Source organism: Acidobacteriota bacterium (genome assembly GCA_038040445.1).
Taxonomy (GTDB): domain Bacteria; phylum Acidobacteriota; class Blastocatellia; order UBA7656; family UBA7656; genus Onstottus_A; species Onstottus_A frigus.
Genome location: JBBPIG010000004.1, coordinates 268,111 through 291,259 on the forward strand (window position 1 = coordinate 268,111; position 23,149 = coordinate 291,259).

Genomic DNA, 23,149 nt, shown 5'->3' on the forward strand with positions numbered 1-23,149 from the left:
CTTGAACCGGCGGTCGTCGCGAAGCACAGGCACCTCGTCAAGCAGACGAATAAGATTCCATAGAACGACGGACGACGGACGACCGATGACGGACGAGTGGTCCTCCGTCTCCGGTCGCCCGTCACTTGTCACAGGTCTTCCATAAAAACAACGTGCGCGCTACGCCAAATATGCGCGGGGATAGTTCCCTTTCTTGCCGGCGTGATCAAAACCTTGAACCGGCGGTCGTCGCGAAGCACAGGCACCTCGTCAAGCAGACGCCAGGTAATTCCTCCGTTCGATTTGCGGGGCAGGCTGGCGGAATCGGACGCAGCTTCTGGTTCTGCCTGGCGCCGAAACCTCCCCAGTAACCACCCGCGCCGCCGCGTTCGGTCATCAACCAGACCACCGTCATCAGGAGTTTCAGTCGGCTGAAGCGTTGCGAGCGACGCAAGGATCTTGTAAAGGTGCTCCTGGCCCGAGCCAGACGCAACGTTGTGGTGCTCGCCGGTGCTTATCAGCTCGACTTCCGAGCGTTCGAGTATGAAATGATCTGCAAGCGAGGCGGCCATGAGCACGGCTCGCTCAAATCGCTCCCGAAATTCATTCGGGTCTGGCTGCGTGCTGCTACCGGGCGATTCTTCCGCGGGCGATTCGGACCGTCTCTTGGAGTAGCCCGGCGCGCTGGCCGACGAGGTTGAACCGGCCGGCAAGGCAGTGTCGAAGACGATCGTCAGCCGCCACTCATCCTCGCGCATATGCTCGCGCACCATCATCGCCATCGATTTCGCCGTCGCTTTCCAGTCGATGTTGCGCATATGGTCCGAAGGATGATAGCGGCGAATGGCATACAGATCGTCGCCCGAACCGCGGGCGTGACTCTGAATCTGTCCCGCCAGCATCGGTAGCGCGTGATAGAAATCGTCGAGCGGCTGCGGCTTCGGATAGACGAGTATCTCGCCGGCCGCGTCGATCCTTCGCCACTTTTTGAAGAAGCCCGCCGGGAATTTCGTAGCGATGTGAAACCCGGTTATCGGATAACGGCCGCGACGTTCGAAGGTGTGCTCGATGCGCTGCCTGGCGCTCGACCGCGCGGGCGCAAGAACGAAATAGGCCAGCTTGCCCAGGCCGCTGCGCGGAGCCAACGCTCCACTGGACGCCTTTCTTTCGGCCCTGCCTCTCTGCTGCCCAGCCGCGCCGCGCGCCTTGTCCTCTTCCTCGTCGTCGTCCCGTTCCTCTGCCTCCGACAGCGCTTCGACCATCAAGCTATAGCTGGGCATTAACCGCTTGTGATTCAGGAGCGTGACAGTTATGTTCGCAGGCTCGCCGGCGAATATGTGATCGGGGAAGCGCAATTGGATCGATACCTCTGCCAGCGAGATGCGCGCTATCAGGTTCGCTGCGATCAGAAACGCCAGCATCGCCGACAACACCAGGTATAGAAGATTGTTGCCGTTGTTCCAGGCAGCGAATCCGATGATTATCAGGAACACAACGAACAACAGGCCTTCGACTGTGAAACTTGTTCGGATGGCGAATCGAAGGACTTCGAGACGCACATTTCGCGCGAGCCGGGGAATGATATAAAGCGCACCGATCAACGCCAGCACCAGAGAGATGGCTGCAGCGATCGCGGCGAGTTGCGTGCTCTTCTGGTCTGCTGCCGCCGAGCTGAGCAGTGCGATTATGAAAGCGAGGCCTAGAAAGAAAACCGTGATGAAGAAGTCGCGCCACGCTTGCCGATTCATACTACCTCACAGCGGCACGTTTACGGTTTTGAGAATTTCCTGGAGGGCGGCTTGCGATTCGTCCGAGCGGCGCAATCCCGTCGAGTAGCGCGAGTTCACCACGATTCGGTGAGCGAAGATCGGAACCACCAGCCGTTTGATGTCATCGGGAATCACGAAGTCGCGTCCTTCCAAAAAAGCCAGCGCCTGAGCAGCGTGGTAGAGAGCGAGGCTTCCGCGCGGGCTCACGCCAAGATCGAGTATGTCGGCTTCGCGCGTTGCTCGCACTATGCGAATGAGGTAATCGATGAGCGATTCCTCGACGGTCACCTCTCGCACCTCGTGTTGCAGCGCGAGCACGCCGTCGCTGTGCATCACCGGGACGACGCGGTCCACCGCGGAGTTCAGGGTTTGCTCCCGGAGTATTGTCTTTTCGTCTTCCGAGTCGGGATAACCCATTCGCAGCCGCATCATAAACCGGTCGAGCTGCGATTCCGGCAGCGGGTAAGTTCCGTGATGCTCGATGGGGTTCTGCGTAGCAAGCACGATAAACGGCCGCGGCAACTGATAGGTTTCCTGCTCGACGGTGACGTGCCCCTCGGCCATCGCTTCGAGCAGCGCCGATTGGGTCTTGGGAGTCGAGCGGTTGATCTCGTCGGCCAGCACCACATTGGCAAAGATCGGACCCGACTTGAACTCGAAAGTGCTGGTCCGCTGGTTGAAGACTTCCAATCCAACGATGTCCGAGGGCAACATGTCGGAAGTGAACTGAATACGTTGGAACGTGCAGTCGAAGCTTCGCGCCAGAGTTTGCGCAAGGGTCGTCTTGCCGACGCCGGGGACGTCTTCAATCAGCAGGTGCCCGCCAGCCAGAAGCGACACAAGAGCAAGCTCCACGACGTCGGACTTGCCGTGTATGACTGTCTCGATTGTAGCTTGAAGTTCTTCCAGCTTCCCGGCGGTGGTGATCACTAAGTCGAGTCCTTGTTCGAGCGTTTTGGGGCGCACAAGAAAATCTAGCACAATTGAACGCGCCTAGCTAAGAGAAGTTGCACCCGGTCATTGACAAACCGAACGCCCCGGAGTACAGTCGGCTCACCTCTGGCAGTCGGTTGTGCGCACGACATTCAGGACGCCTGAACGATACTCAAGACGCGCACTTTAATCCCTGCACACTTCCCCGCCGGCTTTTCGAAAGGAGCAGTGCCATGCCAGCAGCAGCACTATCAGACGAAAGCAGAGCCGTCGTCCGGAGGTTCTTCTCAGAGCTCTGGAACAATGGCAACCTCAATGTCGCGGATGAGCTCATCGACATGGATGCCGTCAATCACGACCCGGCGGGCCTCGGCTCGGAATGGGCCCGGAGGCGACTAAGCGACTGGTCACGATGTATCGCAACGCGTTTCCTGATCTGGTGCTCCAAACCGAACACCTGATTGCAGAGAGCCGTATGGTGGCGATTCACTGGATCTCGTCCGGCACACACCGCGGCGAGTTCCTGGGGGTCGCTCCGACTGGGAAGCGGGTTCTGGTAGATGGAATCAGCATTCTTCAAGTTGATCGGGGTAAGATCTCAGAGGTCTTTACTAACTGGGACACGCTCAGTTTGATGAGACAGATCAGTGAGCCGAAATTGGCGGACTAAAATCTACAACTCATCACCTGCGCCGACAGCCGTGGCCGCGGATGATCACCTGGTGCGTAGCGGAGTACTTCCATGCACAGCGCAGCTACGTCTTGCATATTCTGTTCAACCCTATTACCTTCCCTGACTTGATTGGCCGGCGAAGTTAGCTGGCCTCAAGTTCCCTCGCTTGAATAGGACCAATGAGAAGAATAGTCAGAGCGAGATTCAATCTCCTGCTTCTTACAGCGTGTGTGTTGCTGACTGCATGCCTCTGGGGCTGCGTTCAATCGAAGTCGATCAAAGACCTTCGACCAACGGTCATCTTGATTTCGCTTGATGGGTTTCGAGGCGACTACCTGGAGAAGTACGAACCACCGAACCTCAGGTCTCTGGCTCGAGAAGGCGTGCAGGCGAAGTGGATGATTCCTGCGTTTCCAAGCAAGACGTTTCCTAATCACTACACGATCGCGACCGGTCTCTATCCGCAAAATCACGGCATTGTCGAGAACAACGTTTTCGACAAAGGCTTCAATGCGATGTTCACGATGAGCAAGCGCGAAGAAGTGCAGAACGGGCGCTGGTGGTTGGGCGAGCCGATCTGGGTCACCGCCGAAAAGCAGGGTCAGAGAGCCGCTCCGTATTTCTTTCCTGGAAGCGAGGCTGAAATAGGGGGCACGCGGCCGACCTATTGGAAGCCTTATGACGGGAAGGTGACCAACGAGGCACGCGTCGATACGATCTTGTCGTGGCTCGATCTGCCGTCGGGAGAGCGGCCGACTTTCTTGAGTTTGTATTTCAGCGATGTTGACACTGCCGGGCATGACTTCAGTCCGGATTCGGTCGAAACGCGCAATGCTGTTCTCAATGTCGATAGAGACCTGGGGAGACTCGTCGATGGTCTTAAGGCGCGTGGGATATTCGAGCAGGTCAACCTGATCATCGTTTCCGATCACGGCATGACTGCCCAGGATCCTAAGAACACAATTATTCTGGATGAGCTTATCGATACCAGGCTTGCAGAGAAGGTCATATGGACGAGTGAGATCATCAGCATCTTTCCAAGAGAAGGCAAGGAAGCCGTGATGTACGAAACGCTGAAGGCCAAGTTGCCGCCGCAAGCGAAGGTCCATCGCAAGGCGGAAATGCCCGCGCGGTTTCACTACTCGAACAGCCCGCGCATCGCTCCGCTGTTGGTCCTGCCTGACGAAGGCTGGGCATTGACTACCCGAGCCAAATTCGAAGAGATGAAAGCGGAGGGCCGAATGGACGGCTTGAGAGGGGGGCACGGCTACGACAATGAGCTTCCCTCAATGCGGGCGATCTTCATAGCGCACGGCTCGGCGTTCAAGAAAGGCGCCGTCATCGAGCCGTTTGAAAACGTTCAGGTCTATAACGTGATGACGAGGATTCTCGGCTTAACTCCGGCGCCCAACGATGGGAACGATGCGGTGGCAAACGAAGTCTTAGCGAATGACGCGGAGCACAAGCGATAGCTGGATGAAGCTCACCGGCGGTCGCACACGTCTGCAAATCAGAGCGCCACGGGACGCTCAGACATGAAGACTCCTTTCTCTTAGGCAAGTAGCGTGAACTCAATTAGACTCCGGGCTATTAAAGACCGCTGCACAGAGTCTTTGAATCCAGGGTTAGAGCACGATTCCGAACATCACGCGAACACCCGCCAACTGCCCGTTTTCGCGCACAAGATTGAGAGACCCATCGATGCGGGCCGGGCCAACGGCGATGTCGGTTGCCGAGATCGTGATTGAAGTCCGCGTCGAATTCTTCTCGAACGTCCAAACGATCTTGCCGCCGCCGGCGAATTCGAGCTTGCCGTTAAAGGCGAAGTTGGATTGAACCTTCCCCTGGCTGGTCGTCTGTTCAAAGGCGAACCCGACCGAAAGTTTGACGCCTTTCTTATGAAGCGCGGTGAAGTTTCCGCGCAACGAGATCGACGAACTCGTGCCATCCCTCTTGGTGACTTTGAACTCGACATTGCCGCTGAAGTCCTTCTTGTCGATTTCGGCCTTGATCGTGAGCGTCGTCTGCTTGGAGAGCACGTCGCCGTTTTGCGACTTCTGCTGATCGAGTGTGTAAGAGATGACGAAATCGTCCGAGATCTTAACCAGCCCCATGAATTGGAGCCGGAACTTCTGGCCCTTCTTGTCATACTCGTACATGAACTGATTGAGAGTGCGATTGATCGTGACGGATTTGGCCAATGCGAATTCGTCATCGGTCGCGTTCTCTCTCTTGTACTTGAAGATCAGCTTCAGCGGGTCGTTCTGATCTTGCTTCCACTCGCCGGCAAAGCCCAGGATGGATTCTTCGATGGTGCTCGACCCTTTATCAAAGAAGTGATACATGAAGCGCCCGCGCAGATCCTGGATGAAGCCGTCTATGACCGAGACGACGCCGTTGATGGTGATGCTCAAGTCGTGCTTGTCGCTCAGATCCCACTCGCCGCGCAGAGTGAAGCTGAAAACGTTATTCTGGTCGGGCCGCACGACCAGCGTCGCGTTGTTGGTGGCGAAAAATGGCCGGTTGCCGGCCTTATGGAAATTGATGACCTCGGTATCGCCGACGTTGAGACAAAGTTGATTGTTCGAATTGAATTTCCAAATGACATCGTCGAAGACCACCGTGCCGCCGGCGTCTTTCTTGACGACGATCTTGCTGTTCTTGTCGGTATCCCATTTGCCGATTGCCTTCCCTGCCTGATTCTTGACAGGGCCAAGCACGTCCAAGTCAAACGTGTCTGTCCCTTTGGTTAGCGTGAAGCTTGCCATCGTCTGCTCCTTTCGCCGTCGTCACGGCGCGGTTACGGTCGCAACGGTCCCGGTGCGCGAAGCGTCGCCGTCTACGCTTCGGCGGCTGGTGATCCGCTGCGATCAAAAGGGATTTTCCAGCAGGTCAAACGAGAAATAGAAACGGCCATGTCCTTTGCCGCTGATGCCGTCGCCAATCCCATATGCCCAGTCAAGTCTGAGGGTCGCTTGTTTCGCATACTTGAATCTGATGCCTAAACCCGGACCGTAGCGCTTCCCGGCCGTGGAACTGAAGGTGCGGTAAACACCTCCGATATCGGAGAAAAAAGCCAGGGCGAGGCTGTCCCGCAACGTCTGTCTCAATTTCGTCTGCCCGCCAGTGGCCGGGTCGAAGTCGGGCGCCAACAAACCGCGAGCACGCAACCAGACTTCTGGCTGGACGCTCCAGAGGCGGCGTCCGAGAGCATCATCCTCCCGGAACCCGCGCACCGTTTCGACGCCGCCGAACACGGGCAACTCAAAGACGGGCGTGCGGTCACTCGCCAGACTTACGCGCCCTTTCACATCGAACTCGAATAACTGGCTGGCCTCTCTATGAAAAACCCCGTTGAGGGTGATGACCGAGAACACCGGTTCCTGTTCGGCCGCGCCCAATCCGAGTTTCAAGCGCTGCGTCAATTCCAGAAAGCTCGGGCGGTCGGCACCGCGCTTATCAAGAAAGAACCGCGCTCCCATCTCGAGGGTCGTCAGGTTCAATTTATCAACGGTCTTCGTTTCTCTGATCAACGCCACGGTCTGGCGCTTGGCTTCGGCCAACACATCGAATTGCGTGGACTCGGCCGGGGTCAGGATAGGTAAGACGGCGCGCAGCATCGCACCGGTCCGGCGCTCGTTGGTCATCAGCCCGCCGAATACCCGGTTGCGTTCATACAGGCTGGAACCTTCAACCTGCAGGAAGAGCGGACGTTGAAAAGCGCCGCCCGGTCCTGTGCCGAAGAAAGGCACGACACCGGAATAACTGATATTGCCGATCGCCGCGCCGTCGGCTCCGGCTTCAAATCCTGCGGTACCCGGCCCGGCTTTTAAGCACTTGTAGCCGCCCAGCCCGCGAATCCCCTGCCCCGGACGGTACTCCAAGCCGCCATAAAAGTAGTTGTTGTTTTGCGGGCAGACCTTGTACAGGGTCTGGTCTAAGAAGGCGTGCAGGCTGGGATGCTGCGGTTTCTTCGCTGCCTCCTCAGACTTCATCATCGTTAGATTGATAAAAGAGGCAAGCTTGTCTGCATCGTCCGTTGGTTGGCTCGGGACCGGTATGTAATCAATATCTTTGAGCGCGGCGCCGATGCGCTGCGCCGTAAAAGCGTTCAAGTGGATCAACGTGTCGCGCACTGGCAGCCGTTTGGAATCCTCTTGCTCATCCGGCTCTGGAGCTTTCTTCAACCCGATTGCGATCGAGCCCTCGGGATCGTCTGCTGCCGGGCGGCGCAGGTATTTCTGGCCACTGGCCGCCTGCTCATTCCTGGCAAATTCATAGAATTCTTTGCGCGACAAGGTGCGCTGTAACACTTGGAAAAGCTCTTCATTGGCCACTTGGGGCAAGCGGATAAAGTCAATGCGCTGCCTCAGTACCTTGATCGTCTTCTTCTCATCCTGAATGTCGCTGACTTTGAATTTGGCTTGATCGCCTTTGTCTGCATAAAAGTCTCTAAGCGCCGCCTCGATCTCTTCTTGTGACCAGGGGAGCCTTATCAGCCTGGCCTCCTCTAACGCTGCGATCACCCGCGCGGTTTCTTCTTCCGGAGCTACGGTGAAGGCCAGCGTATCGCCGGCCGTTCGCTCGGCCGCAACGATCGGGTCGTAGACTCTGTGGCAAAGCAGGCCGTCCTGGTATCGGGTATCGGGTATAGTGCCCTGCTCGAACAGTGAGAGTGCGCTTCTACCAAGCTTGGAAGCACCTTCTATGCTGATCAGTGCTAGAAAAGATACCCTCAAGGTGTCCGCGGTACCTTTAATGGTGAACGCTCGGTCTGGTTCTTCGTTGGCTTTCCAAAACTCCTCGAAAGCCTTTCTTACCGTCTGATTCTCCAATACCGCATTGCGCCATTGATCGAACAGGCCGTCTTGTTTGAAAAAGGGTCCGAAACTGCCGTTGTGGTTGCGCAGTGTGGCTGTCATCTCCAGACTGTTAATCGCGCTATTGAGGGCGTCGCTTAGCTCCTTCTTCTTCTTCGCCTTGTTGTAGTCGTCTATTGCTTCTTGAGGGCCATCAGCGGGCGGCTCTACAGGCGCGGGCAGCGGCTCCTCAGGGAACAAATCAACGCGCGCCTCTTCGTCAAAAAAGCGCAATGCAGCGAGCGCCGCATTGAGCCGCTTCAACAACCGGCCAAGCAAGGCATTGTCGGCCGGAAGCAGCGTGCCGTCCGCGCTTCTATTGCACCTGAAATTCGCGCAAAACTTCTCCGTCAGTCGCAACTGCGCGTCAGCCGGGGCGACCAGCGGTTTGCCGTTTTTCAAAGTCAACTGTACAAACAACCGGCTCTGATCGGCCTGCTGCATCTCTGCCGGCGCGATTGTGCAGCCAGTTAGATCGGCGTGCGTCCCGGAATCATGAAAAGAGACGGCGTGTTTCCCTCGCAACGTTTGAGCCTCAGACGAGAAGGAGATGAGAGCAAGGAGAGCGTCAAGAAAGACAACAGTCAAAAACCTGCGCAACCATGGATTGCAGATCGAAGACGGTTTCGCTTTGCGCTTCAGAGTAGGAGTAGTTCTCGTAAAGGCAAAATGGGCGCGGAGAATATTCCGACTTCTCTTTGGACTCATAAGGGGTCTTCCCATTGCCGACTCAAACGTCCGCGTCTTTCAGTGACCTGGAGTGAGGTTTTCAGCCCGGTTCACTTAGAAGTCTTCGTTCTTTCGCCTGGTCGGGGCCCTCAAAGCGGCGCTATCTTACGCCTTTCGCTCGCAGTGATCAAGCCGACACAATGCTCCGAGTTATAGATGCTTACGGTTCGGAAATGTGCATATGTTGCATAGTGAGGCGGCATCAAGCAAAGGGTGTTAAGCAACTGCGATTCTTCTCCTTTTCTGAATCGGCTGCTGCTTTCGCTGCGGCTCTACACTCATATGAAAAGAAGGCAGAAGTATTACAAGGCGAAGTGATGTTGAGGTCAAGGATCGCCGACACTCTATCGCCACAACTCGATTGAGCCAACCTGCTCAGCGTCCCGCGCCCGAACCTGTTTACGACTCACCTGCCACCGTGCGCGTTGTCTCCGGCAGGGGCAGCCACGAGAGACGATCGCCCGTAGCTCCGAATGCCGTAGAACAACAACGCCGCGACGAGAAGATAAATTACCGAGTTCGCGCTTATGCATGCGCCCATGCCGAAGCGCCCGCTCGCCGCGCCGATCGCCACCGGCGCAACTCCGCCGCCAATCCAGCCCAGAGAGTTCATGAAGCCAACCGCCGACGCTCGGCGCTCGGGACGCACTACGTCGTGAAGCGAAGCCCAGATGTTCGCATCATAAAGCCCTTTGAAATATCCAAACCCGATCAACGCCACTATCACAACCGGCACCGAGAGCGTCCAGCCGGCCAGAAAGATGAACGGGACTCCAAGCGTCAGCCCAATCGCTTGAGTTAGCATCCGCCCGCCGCGGTTTCTTCTGACAAGCCTGTCCGCAAGCACGCCTCCGCTCAACACGCCGAGCACCGACGCAATCTGCAAATAGGCGGTTGCGCTTATGCCGGCCATCGCCAGGCTCAGGTTGAACTTGCGAAAGAGAAACGACGGCATCCAAGTCAGGAAGATCATCGCCACAAAATTCGCGCCGACGAACACCATAGTAAGGATTCGCACCATCGGGTTGGCTAATAGCTCTTTGATCGCCGCCAGAGCATTCTTCAGTGAACGCACGACCCGGTTGGCGAATGACTCCGCGACGAGCACAGCCGGCTGCGCCCGACTAGTCGCATTGGCGCCACGCAGTTCGGGGTCCTTCGAGGCGGGCTCAGTTGAATGGGCGCGAGCGGGCTCACGAAGCAAAGCAAGCAGCAGTACCCCGAGTAATATGCCCAACGAGCCAAACAGGTAGAAGCTAGAACGCCAGCCGTAATGCTGGCCGAGCACTCCAGCAACGCCCCCTCCGGCGATCGTCCCCGCGTAAACGCTTGACTGATGGATCGACATCGCGCGCGACCTGGTCCCCGGACCGTGATAGTCGCTCAACAGAGACATAGACGCGGGAAAGTAAAATGCCTCGCCGAAGCCCTCCAGCGCGCGGAACAAGACCAGGTGTGAGTACTTTGTAGAGAGCGCGGTCGCAATGGTGATCAATGACCAGAAGACCAGCCCGCCAATGATGAGCGTCTTGCGGTTGCTACGATCACCTATCAGCCCGGCAATTAGACCGAAAGCGGCGTACACCCACATGAACGACGCGCCGACGATGCCAAGCTGCACGTCGCTTAGATTCATTTCTGATTTGAGCAGTTCGAAGACTGAGAAAATCGCTTGCCGGTCCGCGTAGTTGAAAAAACACACGAACCAAAGCATGACGACGACCCACCATTTGTAGGTTCCTTCTGGCATTGCGTTCGCGGGGCGCTGTCAGTTGATTTTCTGCGTTCCTCTGCGTCCTCCGCGGTTCGATCCGGATTTTAACCGTAGAGGACGCAGGGGAACGCAGAGGATCATCCGGGCCAGCGACCGTCGGGCATTTCTCGCAACACCAGCTTCCGCGGATCGATCACAACGTGTTTGATTCGCTCGCGGTGCCACGTGTAGGTAACGTGCACCAATCCGTCGGCGCTCTGTATTACCGCCGGGTACGAGTACTCGCCGGGTTGGTCCTCCAATATCAGAGCCGCCTTCCAGGTCTCACCGTCCGATGAAACGGCGACGTTGAGCGGGCTGCGAGCCTTCTCGGTGTGGTTGTACACAAGCAAAGCGCGTGCGTCCTTGAGCATCACCGCATCGATGCCCGCGCTCGGATTCGGCAGCGTCGTAGACTTCATCTCGCTCCAGGTTTTTCCACTGTCACTGGACCAGCTCTCGGTGATTTTGCCCTGCCGGCTGCGACAAAGAATCTGGATGCCGCCCGAGCGATAAGCCACGACCGCCGGCTGGATGGCGCCGAACTGAGTCCGGTCGTTCAGCGGTTCGCTCTTGCGCCAGGTTGCGCCCAGGTCGCTCGTGTATTCCATGTGAACGCGCCAGCCCGCGTGCTCGGTGCTGGAGCCGGACAAGATCGAGCCGTCCAGCAATTGAATCGGTTTGTTCTTGATAGGGCCGAGAATACCGTCGGGCAGCCGCCGCGGCTTCGACCAGCTAGCGCCGCCGTCGGTAGAAGTAGTCAGCATGCCCCACCACTCGCTTGGGCTCGGTCCCACTTTGTAGAAGAGCAATAGAGGTCCGCGCGCGGGCTGAAACAGAACAGGGTTCCAGCAAGGGTAACGTTCGCCGGTTGGTTGAACGCCGTTAGCAACCTCAGCAACCTTCGACCATCCGTTCTTATCGTGCCGGGAGACCCAGATTCCAACGTCGGGACTCCTCTCGCGCGTGCCTCCGAACCAGGCGGCAACCAGGCCGGCTCTTGACTCGGCTATGGTTGACGCGTGACACGACGGGAAGGGCGCTTGTTCGAAGATGAACTCCGACTTGACGATGGCATCACGCACAGGGGGTGCACTGATGTATCTGGCCTCGAGCAAAATGCCCTGCGGGGCTACAACAAGCGCAAGAACCGCACAATTGAAGTGGCGCATACTCCTCCCATCACCCGGAAGACGAAATCACAAAGAACACTGCTTACTGTCGAAGAGCGGCAGCGGTATGTTTACTAGAAGCCATTTGTCGCCTTGTCCGACGAGCGACATAGTATCAGATATACCCGACGACAGACTGAGATTCTCGGCTTATGCGCGGACCGGATCGTCAAGGATGAATTGTGGCTGCGTATGCTAAGATTGCCGCGAGGAATTCTATGAGCGTGCCGAAGAAACTTCAGCGCCTGAGCGTCGCCGAGTATCTCGAGGCTGAGAAGGAAAGCCCTGTGCGCCACGAGTACGTCGACGGCCAGATCTATGCAATGGCGGGCGCAAGCGACCGGCATAACCGCATCGCGATCAATCTGACCGGCAGGCTCGATGACAAACTGGGCGATGGGCCCTGCGAAGTGTTCATGGCCGATATGAAGGTTTGGGTCAACGAGACTGTCTACTATTATCCCGATGTCGTGGTTGCGTGCGACGGTCCCGGCGCAGATGAGTACTACCGAAAACAACCACGACTCATCATAGAGGTCAGCTCGCCCAGCACCGAACGCATTGACAGGTCTGAGAAGCTGCTAGCGTACAAGCAGGTGAAGAGTCTGAAAGAGTACGTGATCGTCTCCCAGGACCGCGTGCGCATCGAGGTGTTCCGCCGCGGGCGAGGTGACCGCTGGAACTGGGAGGTACTCACCGAACTCAGTGATGAGCTGCATCTCGAGTCGATCGGGCTCACCCTCACCGTCGGTCAAGTCTACCGCCGCGTAAAGTTTCCACAACGCACCCGCCGCAGGTAGAAACTCAACGCGCGTCAACCTAAGGGAACAAGTGGAGCGAGCGTGGCTAAGGCAGCTTCAATAGAAGAACAACTAGCTGAAGTTACCAGGCTCAGCAAGCTGCCGGACTCACCCGAAGTTCGCGAGCAATTTCGGAAGCATCTTGCGAGCAAGGTCAGTCTCGTCGTCGCCAAGGCCGCGGAGATCGTCGCTCATATCGAGGACCACGAGTTAGTTCCCGATCTCATCGCGGCCTTTCATCGCTTTATGCTGAACGCGGTGAAAACTGACAAGGGCTGCGCCGCTAAGAGCGCCGTCGTCAAAGCGCTGCTTGCCGCCAATTGCGATGACGAAGAGATTTTTCTAACCGGCATCCGGCACGTGCAACTCGAACCAACCTGGGGTGGGCGCGCCGACACAGCCGCGCCGTTGAGAGCGCTGTGCGCTCTCGGTTTGGTCCAAGTAGGTTCCACGGACGCGATGAATGAACTGGCGGCGCTGCTCGCCGACTCCGAGGCCGATGCCCGCATAGGCGCGGCACGTGCGCTCGGACATTGCGGACCCTCCGCGGCGCCGCTTCTGAGATTCAAGGTGCTCACGGGCGACGCCGAGCCGGCAGTGATTGCCGAGTGCTTTAATGGGTTGATGGCTCTTTCGGCGAGCGCTTCGTTCGAGTTCGTCGCCAGGTTTGTCGATCAACATTACCCCTCGCTTTACGAGCATGCCGCGCTCGCACTTTCGGAGTCACGGCTGCCTGAGGTCTTCGAGGTGTTGAAGTCGAAGTGGACCGCTACGTTCGACCGCGAGTTCAAGCAAACTCTACTGCTTCCAATAGCGCTTACGAGATCTGAAGCAGCGCGTGACTTCCTGATATCGGTTTTGGAATCGGGCGACGACCGGCTGGCTACGGCTGCAATCGCTACGCTGGGCATCTACCGCGAGGACGTGACCATGCGAAAACGAGCAGAGGAGGCCATCGGCGGCCCTAACAAAGATCAATTGTTAGCTGCGTTGCGTCGCGTGTTCGAATGACTTGGAGTGCCGGCTAAGCGTTGAGCCTCGCGTTGGCGCAGGAAGACCGGGTGTTGAGAGCTAACGGGCTGAGAGGTAAGGCTGCAGAAGCACAACCCCGCAGATGAGCACCCGTGAACCGTCAGCGCCGCCGACGATCATGCGTGTCGGATTGAAGTTAGTGGGGTGAGGTTACCCCACTATCTATCTTTTGAAGTCAGTTGGTCTGGCAGATTTCAGAGAATCTGACTACCAGCCCTGCGGTGGCTACTTGCTAAGGTAGACGACCAGCTTGGTGTCCTCCGACTTTGACAACGCCAGGATTCGCACGGTCGATACGTGCCGGCCGTCGGCGAAGTCCAGCAGTTTGTAGATTCCGCTGCCGTGCGTCTTCTCATTGAAATCCACGACCTGCACGTTGCCGTTGTTGAAGGTGACCTCGGCGAAGTTGAGTTCAGCGTTGCCGATGATCTCGAGGTATAGCGCGTCGCCCCTGCCATCGACGCCGAAGTTTGTATCCACCCAGCCTTCATCTTTTTCGATGGTCTCGCTGTCCTGCCACACGAACCGCTCGCGGGCTGGTAGCGTAACCACCGCCGCCGTCCATGCCACCGCAGTCAAGAACAACAGCGGGGCCGCCACCACTACTGCCCTTCGCGCGGGCCTTACCAGTACTGTGACAGGCAGCGCCCGGCGGATGGGATGCCCAGGTCGAACGACGATCGTAGTGCGATGGGGCCGCGTGCGGACCACCACCCGGCGGCGGCGCTGGGCCATCGAGTCCTCGGGAACCAGCATTATGACGATGAAGGCAATACACAACGCGCTCGGGATCAGTTTTTTCATCTTCAACTCTCCTTTGAAGACTCCGGCGCTCGCAGCCGGAGGAAGTCACGCCGCACAGCGCCGGCCAATTACGACCTCTTGCCGGCGTGCGTGAAGGTTATCTGCTGGCGAAGGTAAGGGTATGCTTTCAGCCTTCTTCGCTTCTTGCGACTCTTCTTCGTATCCAGTGTCCGCATTCTCAACATCAGGCGGCTTGATTGTCCGAGAAACTTCAGTTTGTCGTCGCAGCGGTCCGATGTCGACTAGCCTCAGTTTATCGTCGAGCCGTCCTATGCGACAAACTGAAGTTTGTCGGACAATCGCCCTTCTTTTGAGACTCGGCACATAGTGAATAAACAGCCAAAATGTACCAGCCGAATGCGCTCCGCGCCGATGTTTGTCTTTGGCATTCACCAGGCATCGGCTCATTGAGACTAACAAAGCTCAATTGCTAGCCGCCTTGCGTCGCGTGTTTGAATGACTTGGGGTGCCGGCCAACTTTGAGACTCGAGTAGGCGCAGGAATGGCCTTCGCTATGTTCTGCACGACGTTATCGTGGCTTTTCCGTGGTTCGGTTCGAACCTCGCCGAAGCTTGGCGCTGCTGCGTCCGGGCTGCACGCGTTTCTTAGCCGGGCGGCTGGCGGCGGCTTTCGGCTCGGCTGCTACTGAAGGTGGACGATACGCGGGAACGCCGTAGAGCAAGCCCTCGGCGCTGAGGTCTTCATCGATGTCTGGCCAGTGCACCCCTTGGCCGGTCCCGATTAACCGCCAGTTTGCTCGCTGCGCCGGAGTTGCCTCAGACAGTCGCCAAGACCACGCTAGCGGGACGCTAATGACGCGACCGTCGGCAAGCTTCACTATGATTTCGTCGTCGGCGACCTGCACGTCTTGGACGACCGGATCGCTGCTAGCCAAAATGTTCATGCCAGGCATCCAGAAACGAGGCTCGATGCGTCTCGATCGTGCGTCGAATCATTCAACTCTCGGGCGCTGAACCCGTACGAAATTGCAATTTGCACGCCTGACCCCATCCGCTTAAGTTCCATTTGTAGCGAACCATTCTTCTGCACCCCTCAAACGGTGCAATTAGAGTTTGCACCCAAAACCGGGTGCAACGTTATCACACTCCTATTCAGTAAGGCACTAGGTCATGGTATCGTTGGGCGGTCAATTTCGACGATATTTCTTACTTACCCACTAGACACGATAAGGACAAATGACCACCAAGTCCTCGCCAAGCATGATTCGCCGCTTCAGCGGTAAGGATGGACGCAGGAGACTTATCGAATGCGTATCTGTTCAGACGTGTGTTGCGGGTAACTTGGCTTTGGCGCGTGAACTGGTTACTGCGGGCACGCTGGTCGACGTTAAACCAGGAGATCGGATCGCTGTGCAAGGTGACGCCGATAACGACTTGTTTTTCATAATTAGCGGGGAGTTTGGCATCACAGTAAACGGTCGACAAATTGCGACTAGAGCGGCGGGTCGCCACGTTGGTGAAATGGCCGTCTTAGATCCGACGGCGAGACGAAGCGCTACTGCGGTGTCAGCCACTATTTTTGTACGTCTTCATTCGGATGAATGCCATCGCTCTGATTGAGCGATTCGATTCCTGCGACACGATCCAGGAAGAATGGAATCAGAGGCACGTTGTAGTCGCGCGAGAGAGACAAGAATGCTTAGTGAATGGCTTTGCGATACTCGTCGTCGGCGTTCGTCGGAGCTTCCATTCCCGCCAGCAACACCGTTGCGCCTCGCGCTTTCATTCGCTCGATGCACAGGAATGGAACTGACAAAGATCGGGGCGTATGGTACTTTGAGGCAAGTAGGAACGATTAGTAGGAGATGGTGAATGCCTGAGATCAGCAGGTTCTTCGGGATCATCATTCGGATGTTTTTTGACGAGCATAATCCTCCGCATATCCACGCGGAGCATCAAGGTAACAAGGCGGTGTTTGATCTGAGTGGAAATATCACGCAGGGAAATCTGAAATCGCGAACCGCCATCAAACTCGTGCGTGAATGGATCGACTTGCACGTCGCCGAATTGCTCGAGGATTGGGAGCTCGCCCAGGCGGGGAAGGAAATCAAGAAGATCGACCCATTGGATTGAGGCGAGCCATGTGGAATCTCAACGACGTCAAACAGATTGAGTACAAAGCAGACTATTCTTTCCTGATCGTTTTTGATGACGGCACCAGTGCTGTCATTGATTTCTCGGAGTACCTGCAACGCGGACCCATTTTTGCGCCACTCAAGGATCGCGACTTCTTCCGGCAGGCAAGAATCGAAGGAGGCACCATCGCTTGGCCCAACGGGGCGGACATTGCTCCTGAAACCCTGTACGAGAAGTGCGAACAAGTTTCTGCACTCGCCAGGAAATAGCGCGCCGAAGCGCACCCACACCCACACCCTCTCCAATAAGAGTGTATCTTCTACATCGAAATATGCGAGATGGTTTCTTAAGAGCCGCAAACCGCGCGGCACGGTGATGTGGAGCGTTGGTGCGCAGGTAAGCTTGGCGTTTTCTTGCAGGCGGTTCGATTCACAGTCCTTGCTTCTCCAACAACGGCACAAGCGACCGATACACCGTCTCTGTCACGACCTTTGTCCCCTCTTCACTCGGATGAATGCCGTCACGTTGATTCAGCGTGTCGATTCCTGCCACCCCCTCGAGGAAGAATGGAATGAGGGGCACTTGATGATCTCGCGCTAGAGATGCGAATGCCTCGTGAACCGCTATTCGATACTCGGCGCCTGAGTTCGTCGGAGCTTCCATCCCGGCCAGCAACACTGTTGCGCCGTGAGCTTTCGCTCGCTTGATAATCTGCGCGAGATTCTCTTTCATCGCGTCGATTGGCTGGCCGCGCAAGATGTCATTCGCGCCCAGCTCGATGATCACTATCTTGACGTCGCCGTCGAGCGCCCAATCGATTCGTCTCACTCCCCCCGCTGATGTGTCTCCTGATACACCGGCGTTGACGACTTCATAAGCAAAGCCTTCGGCGTCGAGCTTCTTTCGCAAAAGCGCCGGATAGCTCAAACCCTCGGGAAGTCCGAAGCCTGCCGTGAGACTGTCGCCGAATGCTACTATCTTCGGTAAACTCTTCGCAGGCTTCGCGCGAGCGGCAGGCGATGCTGGAGACGCTTCCTTCGGGGCCGCGGCTCTGCAGGCTGTAACGGCCAACGCCGCGATCAGGACCAGGTAAAGTAGAAGACGATTCATGATTCAATTATACAAGGTATCCAAAGTTGTTCCCTCTGGCGCAGAGATGCTCACGATTCTTCACCCGCTCGATTTGACGATTCCAGACGGCCAGTTCATCGCGGTCGTAGGGCCTTCTGGCAGCGGGAAGTCCACTCTGCTTGGGTTGATTGCCGGACTCGACGAGCCGACTTCTGGCGAAATCCGCATCGACGGCCAGGCCATCACCGCTATGAATGAAGACTCGCTCGCCGAGCTGCGCGGCGGCAAGATCGGCTTCATCTTTCAGTCTTTTCATCTGATACCTTCGCTGACCGCGCTCGAAAACATTCTGGTACCGATGGAGATCGCGGGCGCGCGCGACGCGGCGGAGCGTGCTAATCAGTTGATGGAAGACGTGGATCTGGTGGCGCGCGCACATCATTATCCTTCGCAGCTTTCCGGGGGTGAGCAGCAGCGAGTCGCGATCGCCCGCGCGTTCGCCAACGGCCCGTCGATCCTGCTTGCGGACGAGCCTACGGGGAATCTCGATTCGCACAACGGCCGTCACGTTTTCGAGTTGATGGTCGAGATGAATCGAAAGCACAATGCGACGCTCGTGCTCGTAACCCACGATCACGAGCTTGCAGCGCTGGCCGACCGGCGAATTTCGTTGAGAGACGGCCGAGTCGTCAGCGACAGCGATGCGGACGTGTTGAGTCCAAAGGAAGACGCCGTGGAGGCGAGCCGCTCATGAGATTTATTCTGCAAATGGCGCGGCGGGAGCTTCGAGCCTCGTGGCGCAGGCTGCTGTTCTTCTTCGCTTGCATAGCGATCGGCGTGGGCGCGATCGTCGCGGGCCGGTCGATGCTGCAAAACGCGGCCGTCGCGATCGCGGCGGAAGCGCGCAACCTCCTGACCGCCGATGTGCAGGTTGATTCGAGTCGCCCGTGGACCCCCGAAACCCTCGCCGCAATTGATCGCGTCGCGCTGCCTTTTGCCGAAGCACGAACTGAAACGATTGAATCGCCGACGATGCTCCGCCCGGCCGATCCGGCTCACGAGGGCGCGATGATGGTTGAGCTGAAGGGAATCGATTCGGGCTTCCCCCTGGTCGGTGAGTTCAACCTGACAAACGGTGAACCGGTTACTTACTCGCTCATTCAAAACAATGGCGCGGTCGTGTCGATTGCGCTGCTTGATCGATTGAAGCTCCAAGTTGGCGACGACGTGAAGATCGGAAACTCGACCTTTCAGATTCGCGGTACGATCGACAAAGAACCCGGAGGCGGAAGCGGCTTTCGTGTCGGTCCTCGAGTGTTCATCGAGCGAGCGGCGGTTGAATCAGCGGGGCTAACTGGATTCGGTAGCCGCGCGCGACGCAAGATCTTTTTCACAACTTCGGTAGATAACATCCCAACACTAGTGCGGCAACTGCGAGACGAGTTGAAGAACAATCTGGTCAACGTTCGCTCATACAAGGAGTCGCAAGAAAACCTCAGCGAGCAGTTTTCGCGCGCCGAAGACTATTCTTCTTTGACCGGACTTGTGATCCTGGTCCTCGGCGGAATCGGCATATCAAACGTTACTCGCGTATTCATCGAGCAAAAGAAAAAGACCATAGCCGTATTGAAGTGCATCGGGGCAACCGGCAAGCGAATAACGGTTGCCTATTTGGCTCAGGTGCTCACGATGGGCGTGATTGGAAGCGCGCTGGGACTCCTGTTCGGGAAGGCGGTGCTGTTTCTAATCCAATACATCTTCGCCGACAAGCTGCCGGCTTACATGACTTACGGCCTTCGTTTTGGAGCGGCCGCTCAAGGTCTCGGCACAGGCATCCTGATATCGATACTTTTTTCTGCGCTGCCGCTGCTGCGCATTCGGCATATAAGACCCAACGTGCTTCTGCGCGAGAGCGCGGTGTCGAAGCGCGGCGCCATAGATGTATTGCGATGGGCGACAGCGGGTTTAGTGATATTGGGTTTGCTTCTTGTCGTCTCGTGGCAAGCGGGATCGCTCCGAGTCGGTCTTTTTTTTCTGGGCGGGCTGGCGGTGACCGCTGGAGCTTTGTACCTCGCGGCAACGCTGCTGATCTTACTCGTGCGCCGGACGCGTCCTGTAGCGTCGTTTGCATTGAAACAAGCGATCAACAGTCTTCATCGGCCGGGCAATCAAACGCGTGTGATCGTTATGGTGGTAGGGCTGGGAGTGTTCCTGGTGATCACGATCCAGTCGCTTCAATCGAACCTCATACGCGAATTTAATCTGGGCCGCGGCGGCAACATTCCTAACATGTTTTTGATCGACATTCAGAAGGATCAAGAGCAGGGCCTCGCGGAGTTGGTCTCGCAGATAACCGGCGAGCGCCCGCTGCTGGTTCCCACCGTTCGCGTTCGTATGGTCTCGATTAACGGCAAGGACATCGACTTCAACGACGCGGAGATGAAACGCGAGCGCGGCCGGCTAAGCCGAGAGTATGTTGTGACCTATCGGCCCGGGCTGGAGTCAAACGAAAAGATCATCGCCGGTCAGTTTTGGGACGCGTTGCCTTCGTCCGAACCCGAGGTCTCAATCGAGGAAAGCATGCGCGGGATGTTGGGACTGGACGTTGGCGGTGAGATCACGTTCGACATTCAAGGCCGCAAGCTGGCGGCTCGAGTGACGAGCATTCGGCACGTTGACTGGCGCAACTCGCGAACGGGGTTCATGGTGCTGTTTCGGCCGGGGGCGCTTGAAAGCGCGCCTCAGATGATGGTCGGCGCGCTGAACGGACCGGCCGGTGAATTGGAGCGGTCACGTTTTCAACGGGCGGTGGTCGATAAGTATCCCAACGTTTCGGTCATCGACGTGGTGGACATAGTCCGCGCGATCGAGCGAATCATAAACAACATCACGCTGGCGGTTTCATTCGTGGGCGTATTCGTTCTGCTAAGCGGCGCGCTGATACTGATCGGCTCGCTTGCGATGACAAAGTTCCAGCGGATCTACGAAGTCGCTGTTCTGAAGACACTCGGCGCAAAACGAAAGGTGCTCTTGAAGATTTTACTCGCGGAGTATGGGTTGATAGGTTTTGTCGCCGGAGTCATTGGTTCGCTCGCGGCGGTTGGCCTGTCCTACGTGACATCGCGGTTCGTGTTCGAGATTCCGTGGAGCTTTACCCCCGTAGTAAACCTCGGAGGGATCGTAGCTACAATCATAATGGTTACCGCGGTGGGAACGCTGGCAACCGTTGACGTGCTCTCTCGCAAGCCGCTGGTAACGCTTCGCGCCCAATAAAAAGCAAGCTCAATCATGCGAGTACGGGCGACCATCTGAAAACGCCCCTCATTCCGGTTGCTGCTTCTGTGCGGAAGAGGAGCGTCCACAGAGGGTCGCCCGTACAAGTTTCTTAGAACAGGTAACGGATTTCTAGAATCCGCCCATTCCGCCGCCGCCTGGCATCTGAGGAGCTTCCTTCTCGTGTTCAGGAAGCTCGGACACCAGAGCTTCGGTGGTCAGCAGCAACCCGGCAATCGAAGCTGCGTTCTGCAGCGCGTAGCGGGTGACCTTGGTCGGATCGACCACGCCCATCGCCAGCATATCGCCGTACTCCTCGGTCTCCGCGTTGAAGCCGTAGTTCGCTGACTTGTTGTTCCTGACCTTGTCGACTACCACAGCGCCTTCGTGACCTGAGTTCGCGACGATCTGGCGAAGCGGCTCCTCAAGAGCGCGCTTTACGATGGCAACACCGATGTTCTCGTCTTCGTTGTCAAGCTTGAAGCTTTCGAGAGCCTTCTGTGCCCGGATGAAAGCAACGCCCCCGCCCGGCACGATGCCCTCTTCAACTGCAGCCTTGGTCGCGTGCATGGCGTCCTCGACCCGAGCCTTTTTCTCCTTCAACTCGGTCTCGGTAGCCGCGCCGACCTTGATGACCGCCACGCCGCCCACGAGCTTCGCCAGCCGCTCCTGCAGCTTCTCGCGGTCATAGTCGGAAGTGGTGTCTTCGACCTGAGCGCGAATCTGCTTTACGCGGCCTTCGATCTCGGCAGGCTTGCCGCCGCCCTCGACGATTGTCGTGTTGTCCTTGTCGACCACGATCTTCTTCGCTCGGCCGAGGTCTGCGATCTGAATGCTCTCGAGCTTAATGCCGAGGTCTTCGGTAATGGCCTTGCCGCCGGTGAGGATCGCGATGTCTTGAAGCATCGCCTTGCGGCGATCGCCGAATCCCGGCGCCTTCACTGCGCACACCTGCAAGGTACCGCGCAGCCGGTTCACAACCAGGGTAGCCAGCGCCTCGCCTTCTACATCTTCAGCAATGATGAGCAGCGGCTTGCCTCCGCGAGCAACCTGCTCGAGCAGCGGAAGCAGGTCCTTCATGGACGAGATCTTCTTCTCGTGAATAAGGATTACGGCGTCTTCGAGCACGGCTTCCATTCTCTCCGGATCGGTGACGAAGTAGGGCGAGAGATAGCCCCGGTCGAACTGCATGCCTTCTACTACTTCGAGGGCCGTCTCAAGCGTCCTGGACTCCTCGACGGTGATGACGCCGTCTTGTCCAACCTTACCCATCGCTTCGGCGATCAAATTTCCGATGGTCGCATCGCCGTTGGCGGAGATAGTCCCGACCTGGGCAATCGCCTCGTTGTCCTTGACCTTCTTGGACAAACGCTGAATCTCTTCGACGGCTTTCTCGACTGCCTTGTCGATGCCGCGCTTCAAAGCCATCGGGCTCGCTCCGGCGGCTACAGTCTTCACGCCTTCGCGGAAAATTGCCTGAGCAAGAACGGTAGCAGTGGTGGTTCCATCGCCAGCGATGTCAGAGGTCTTCGAAGCGACCTCGCGCACCATCTGCGCTCCGGTGTTCTCCAATTTGTCTTCCAACTCGATCTCCTTAGCGACGGTAACACCGTCCTTGGTGATCGTTGGGGATCCGAACTTCTTCTCGATGACGACGTTGCGACCTTTGGGGCCGAGAGTCACTTTGACCGCGTCTGCAAGGCGATTAATTCCCGTGAGCAGAGCTCGTCGCGACTCCTCCCCGTATGCTATCTGTTTAGCCATTTGTTCTTCTCCTGGTTATAAGAATTGCTATCTGCCTTTTCCTTTTGCCTTCGAGTGCTCGGAGGCCCTCTCGATCACGCCGAGAATGTCGTCCTCGCGCATGATCAGATACTCTTCGTCATCGAGTTTGACTTCGGTGCCGGCGTATTTGCCGAACAGCACACGGTCTCCCTCTTTGACGTCCATCGCCAGGCGCTCGCCACTATCGAGCTTCTTGCCTTCTCCGGCGGCGATGACTTCGCCCTCCTGCGGCTTTTCTCTGGCACTGTCGGGAATGATGATGCCCCCACGGATCTGCTCCCCTTCCTCGATCCGCCTGATGATCACACGATCTTGAAGTGGGCGTATTCTTGCCATACGTTTTTTTCGCTCCTTTCTAATGAATTGAAACTAAGCGCTGATGAGAATGAAATACATGCGCGCGTTAGCACTCTCCAACGAG

At 57.1% G+C, this 23,149-nt stretch carries 18 protein-coding genes and 2 pseudogenes; 8 read left to right on the top strand and 12 right to left on the bottom strand.

Annotated elements, in window-relative coordinates; all coding sequences use genetic code 11:
• Positions 1-128: 128 nt before the first annotated feature.
• Both AABO57_06510 and AABO57_06515 read right to left on the bottom strand, forming a co-directional pair.
• On the bottom strand, positions 129-1,727 hold the full coding sequence (locus AABO57_06510; GenBank protein ID MEK6285375.1) for a DUF58 domain-containing protein: 1,599 nt from the start codon (positions 1,725-1,727) through the stop codon (positions 129-131).
• A gap of 6 nt (positions 1,728-1,733) precedes the next feature.
• Positions 1,734-2,729 (bottom strand): MoxR family ATPase, encoded by a 996-nt coding sequence (locus AABO57_06515; protein MEK6285376.1) that lies wholly within the window; start codon positions 2,727-2,729, stop codon positions 1,734-1,736.
• A gap of 307 nt (positions 2,730-3,036) precedes the next feature.
• Between AABO57_06515 and AABO57_06520 the strand changes: the two are divergent.
• Both AABO57_06520 and AABO57_06525 read left to right on the top strand, forming a co-directional pair.
• Positions 3,037-3,351, top strand: a pseudogene (locus tag AABO57_06520) (ester cyclase).
• A gap of 182 nt (positions 3,352-3,533) precedes the next feature.
• Positions 3,534-4,826 (top strand): ectonucleotide pyrophosphatase/phosphodiesterase, encoded by a 1,293-nt coding sequence (locus tag AABO57_06525; protein ID MEK6285377.1) that lies wholly within the window; start codon positions 3,534-3,536, stop codon positions 4,824-4,826.
• A 153-nt stretch (positions 4,827-4,979) separates the two neighbouring features.
• Here the strand turns inward: AABO57_06525 and AABO57_06530 are convergent, their stop codons facing one another.
• The 4 genes from AABO57_06530 to AABO57_06545 all read right to left on the bottom strand — a co-directional run bounded on the left by AABO57_06530 (position 4,980) and on the right by AABO57_06545 (position 11,867).
• Positions 4,980-6,122, bottom strand: a complete 1,143-nt coding sequence (locus tag AABO57_06530; protein MEK6285378.1) for a hypothetical protein — start codon at positions 6,120-6,122, stop codon at positions 4,980-4,982.
• Between the two features lie 102 nt (positions 6,123-6,224).
• Complete coding sequence (locus AABO57_06535; protein ID MEK6285379.1) at positions 6,225-8,480, bottom strand: BamA/TamA family outer membrane protein; 2,256 nt, start codon at positions 8,478-8,480, stop codon at positions 6,225-6,227.
• 868 nt (positions 8,481-9,348) lie between these two features.
• The gene (locus AABO57_06540) at positions 9,349-10,692 is read right to left on the bottom strand and encodes an MFS transporter (GenBank protein MEK6285380.1); all 1,344 of its coding nucleotides are present in this window, start codon (positions 10,690-10,692) and stop codon (positions 9,349-9,351) included.
• Positions 10,693-10,793: 101 nt separating this feature from the next.
• On the bottom strand, positions 10,794-11,867 hold the full coding sequence (locus AABO57_06545; protein ID MEK6285381.1) for a sialidase family protein: 1,074 nt from the start codon (positions 11,865-11,867) through the stop codon (positions 10,794-10,796).
• A gap of 218 nt (positions 11,868-12,085) precedes the next feature.
• On the opposite strand from AABO57_06545, the gene AABO57_06550 reads away from it, so the two are divergent.
• Together AABO57_06550 and AABO57_06555 are read left to right on the top strand one after the other, a co-directional pair.
• Entirely contained in the window at positions 12,086-12,667 is a 582-nt protein-coding gene (locus tag AABO57_06550; GenBank protein ID MEK6285382.1) for a Uma2 family endonuclease, read from the top strand.
• A gap of 42 nt (positions 12,668-12,709) precedes the next feature.
• The gene (locus AABO57_06555) at positions 12,710-13,678 is read left to right on the top strand and encodes a hypothetical protein (GenBank protein MEK6285383.1); all 969 of its coding nucleotides are present in this window, start codon (positions 12,710-12,712) and stop codon (positions 13,676-13,678) included.
• Positions 13,679-13,924: 246 nt separating this feature from the next.
• On the opposite strand, the gene AABO57_06560 is transcribed toward AABO57_06555, so the two are convergent.
• From AABO57_06560 to AABO57_06570, 3 genes and pseudogenes are all read right to left on the bottom strand, one after another.
• On the bottom strand, positions 13,925-14,503 hold the full coding sequence (locus tag AABO57_06560) for a hypothetical protein (GenBank protein ID MEK6285384.1): 579 nt from the start codon (positions 14,501-14,503) through the stop codon (positions 13,925-13,927).
• Positions 14,504-15,032: 529 nt separating this feature from the next.
• Positions 15,033-15,407, bottom strand: a complete 375-nt coding sequence (locus AABO57_06565; GenBank protein ID MEK6285385.1) for a DUF2442 domain-containing protein — start codon at positions 15,405-15,407, stop codon at positions 15,033-15,035.
• Between the two features lie 629 nt (positions 15,408-16,036).
• A pseudogene (locus AABO57_06570) lies at positions 16,037-16,150 on the bottom strand (arylesterase).
• A 185-nt stretch (positions 16,151-16,335) separates the two neighbouring features.
• On the opposite strand from AABO57_06570, the gene AABO57_06575 reads away from it, so the two are divergent.
• Both AABO57_06575 and AABO57_06580 read left to right on the top strand, forming a co-directional pair.
• Positions 16,336-16,596, top strand: a complete 261-nt coding sequence (locus tag AABO57_06575) for a DUF4160 domain-containing protein (protein ID MEK6285386.1) — start codon at positions 16,336-16,338, stop codon at positions 16,594-16,596.
• An 8-nt stretch (positions 16,597-16,604) separates the two neighbouring features.
• Positions 16,605-16,868: a DUF2442 domain-containing protein gene (locus AABO57_06580; protein ID MEK6285387.1), complete on the top strand. Its 264-nt coding sequence runs from the start codon at positions 16,605-16,607 to the stop codon at positions 16,866-16,868.
• 160 nt (positions 16,869-17,028) lie between these two features.
• Here the strand turns inward: AABO57_06580 and AABO57_06585 are convergent, their stop codons facing one another.
• Entirely contained in the window at positions 17,029-17,709 is a 681-nt protein-coding gene (locus AABO57_06585) for an arylesterase (GenBank protein MEK6285388.1), read from the bottom strand.
• On the opposite strand from AABO57_06585, the gene AABO57_06590 reads away from it, so the two are divergent.
• Together AABO57_06590 and AABO57_06595 are read left to right on the top strand one after the other, a co-directional pair.
• Positions 17,708-18,424, top strand: a complete 717-nt coding sequence (locus AABO57_06590; protein MEK6285389.1) for an ABC transporter ATP-binding protein — start codon at positions 17,708-17,710, stop codon at positions 18,422-18,424. The genes AABO57_06585 and AABO57_06590 overlap by 2 nt on opposite strands.
• Positions 18,421-20,943: an FtsX-like permease family protein gene (locus tag AABO57_06595; protein ID MEK6285390.1), complete on the top strand. Its 2,523-nt coding sequence runs from the start codon at positions 18,421-18,423 to the stop codon at positions 20,941-20,943. The genes AABO57_06590 and AABO57_06595 overlap by 4 nt, the downstream gene beginning before the upstream one ends.
• 132 nt (positions 20,944-21,075) lie before the next feature.
• On the opposite strand, the gene groL is transcribed toward AABO57_06595, so the two are convergent.
• Both groL and groES read right to left on the bottom strand, forming a co-directional pair.
• Entirely contained in the window at positions 21,076-22,707 is a 1,632-nt protein-coding gene (gene groL / locus AABO57_06600) for a chaperonin GroEL (GenBank protein MEK6285391.1), read from the bottom strand.
• A 27-nt stretch (positions 22,708-22,734) separates the two neighbouring features.
• Positions 22,735-23,064: a co-chaperone GroES gene (groES, locus tag AABO57_06605; GenBank protein MEK6285392.1), complete on the bottom strand. Its 330-nt coding sequence runs from the start codon at positions 23,062-23,064 to the stop codon at positions 22,735-22,737.
• Between the last annotated feature and the right edge of the window lie 85 nt (positions 23,065-23,149).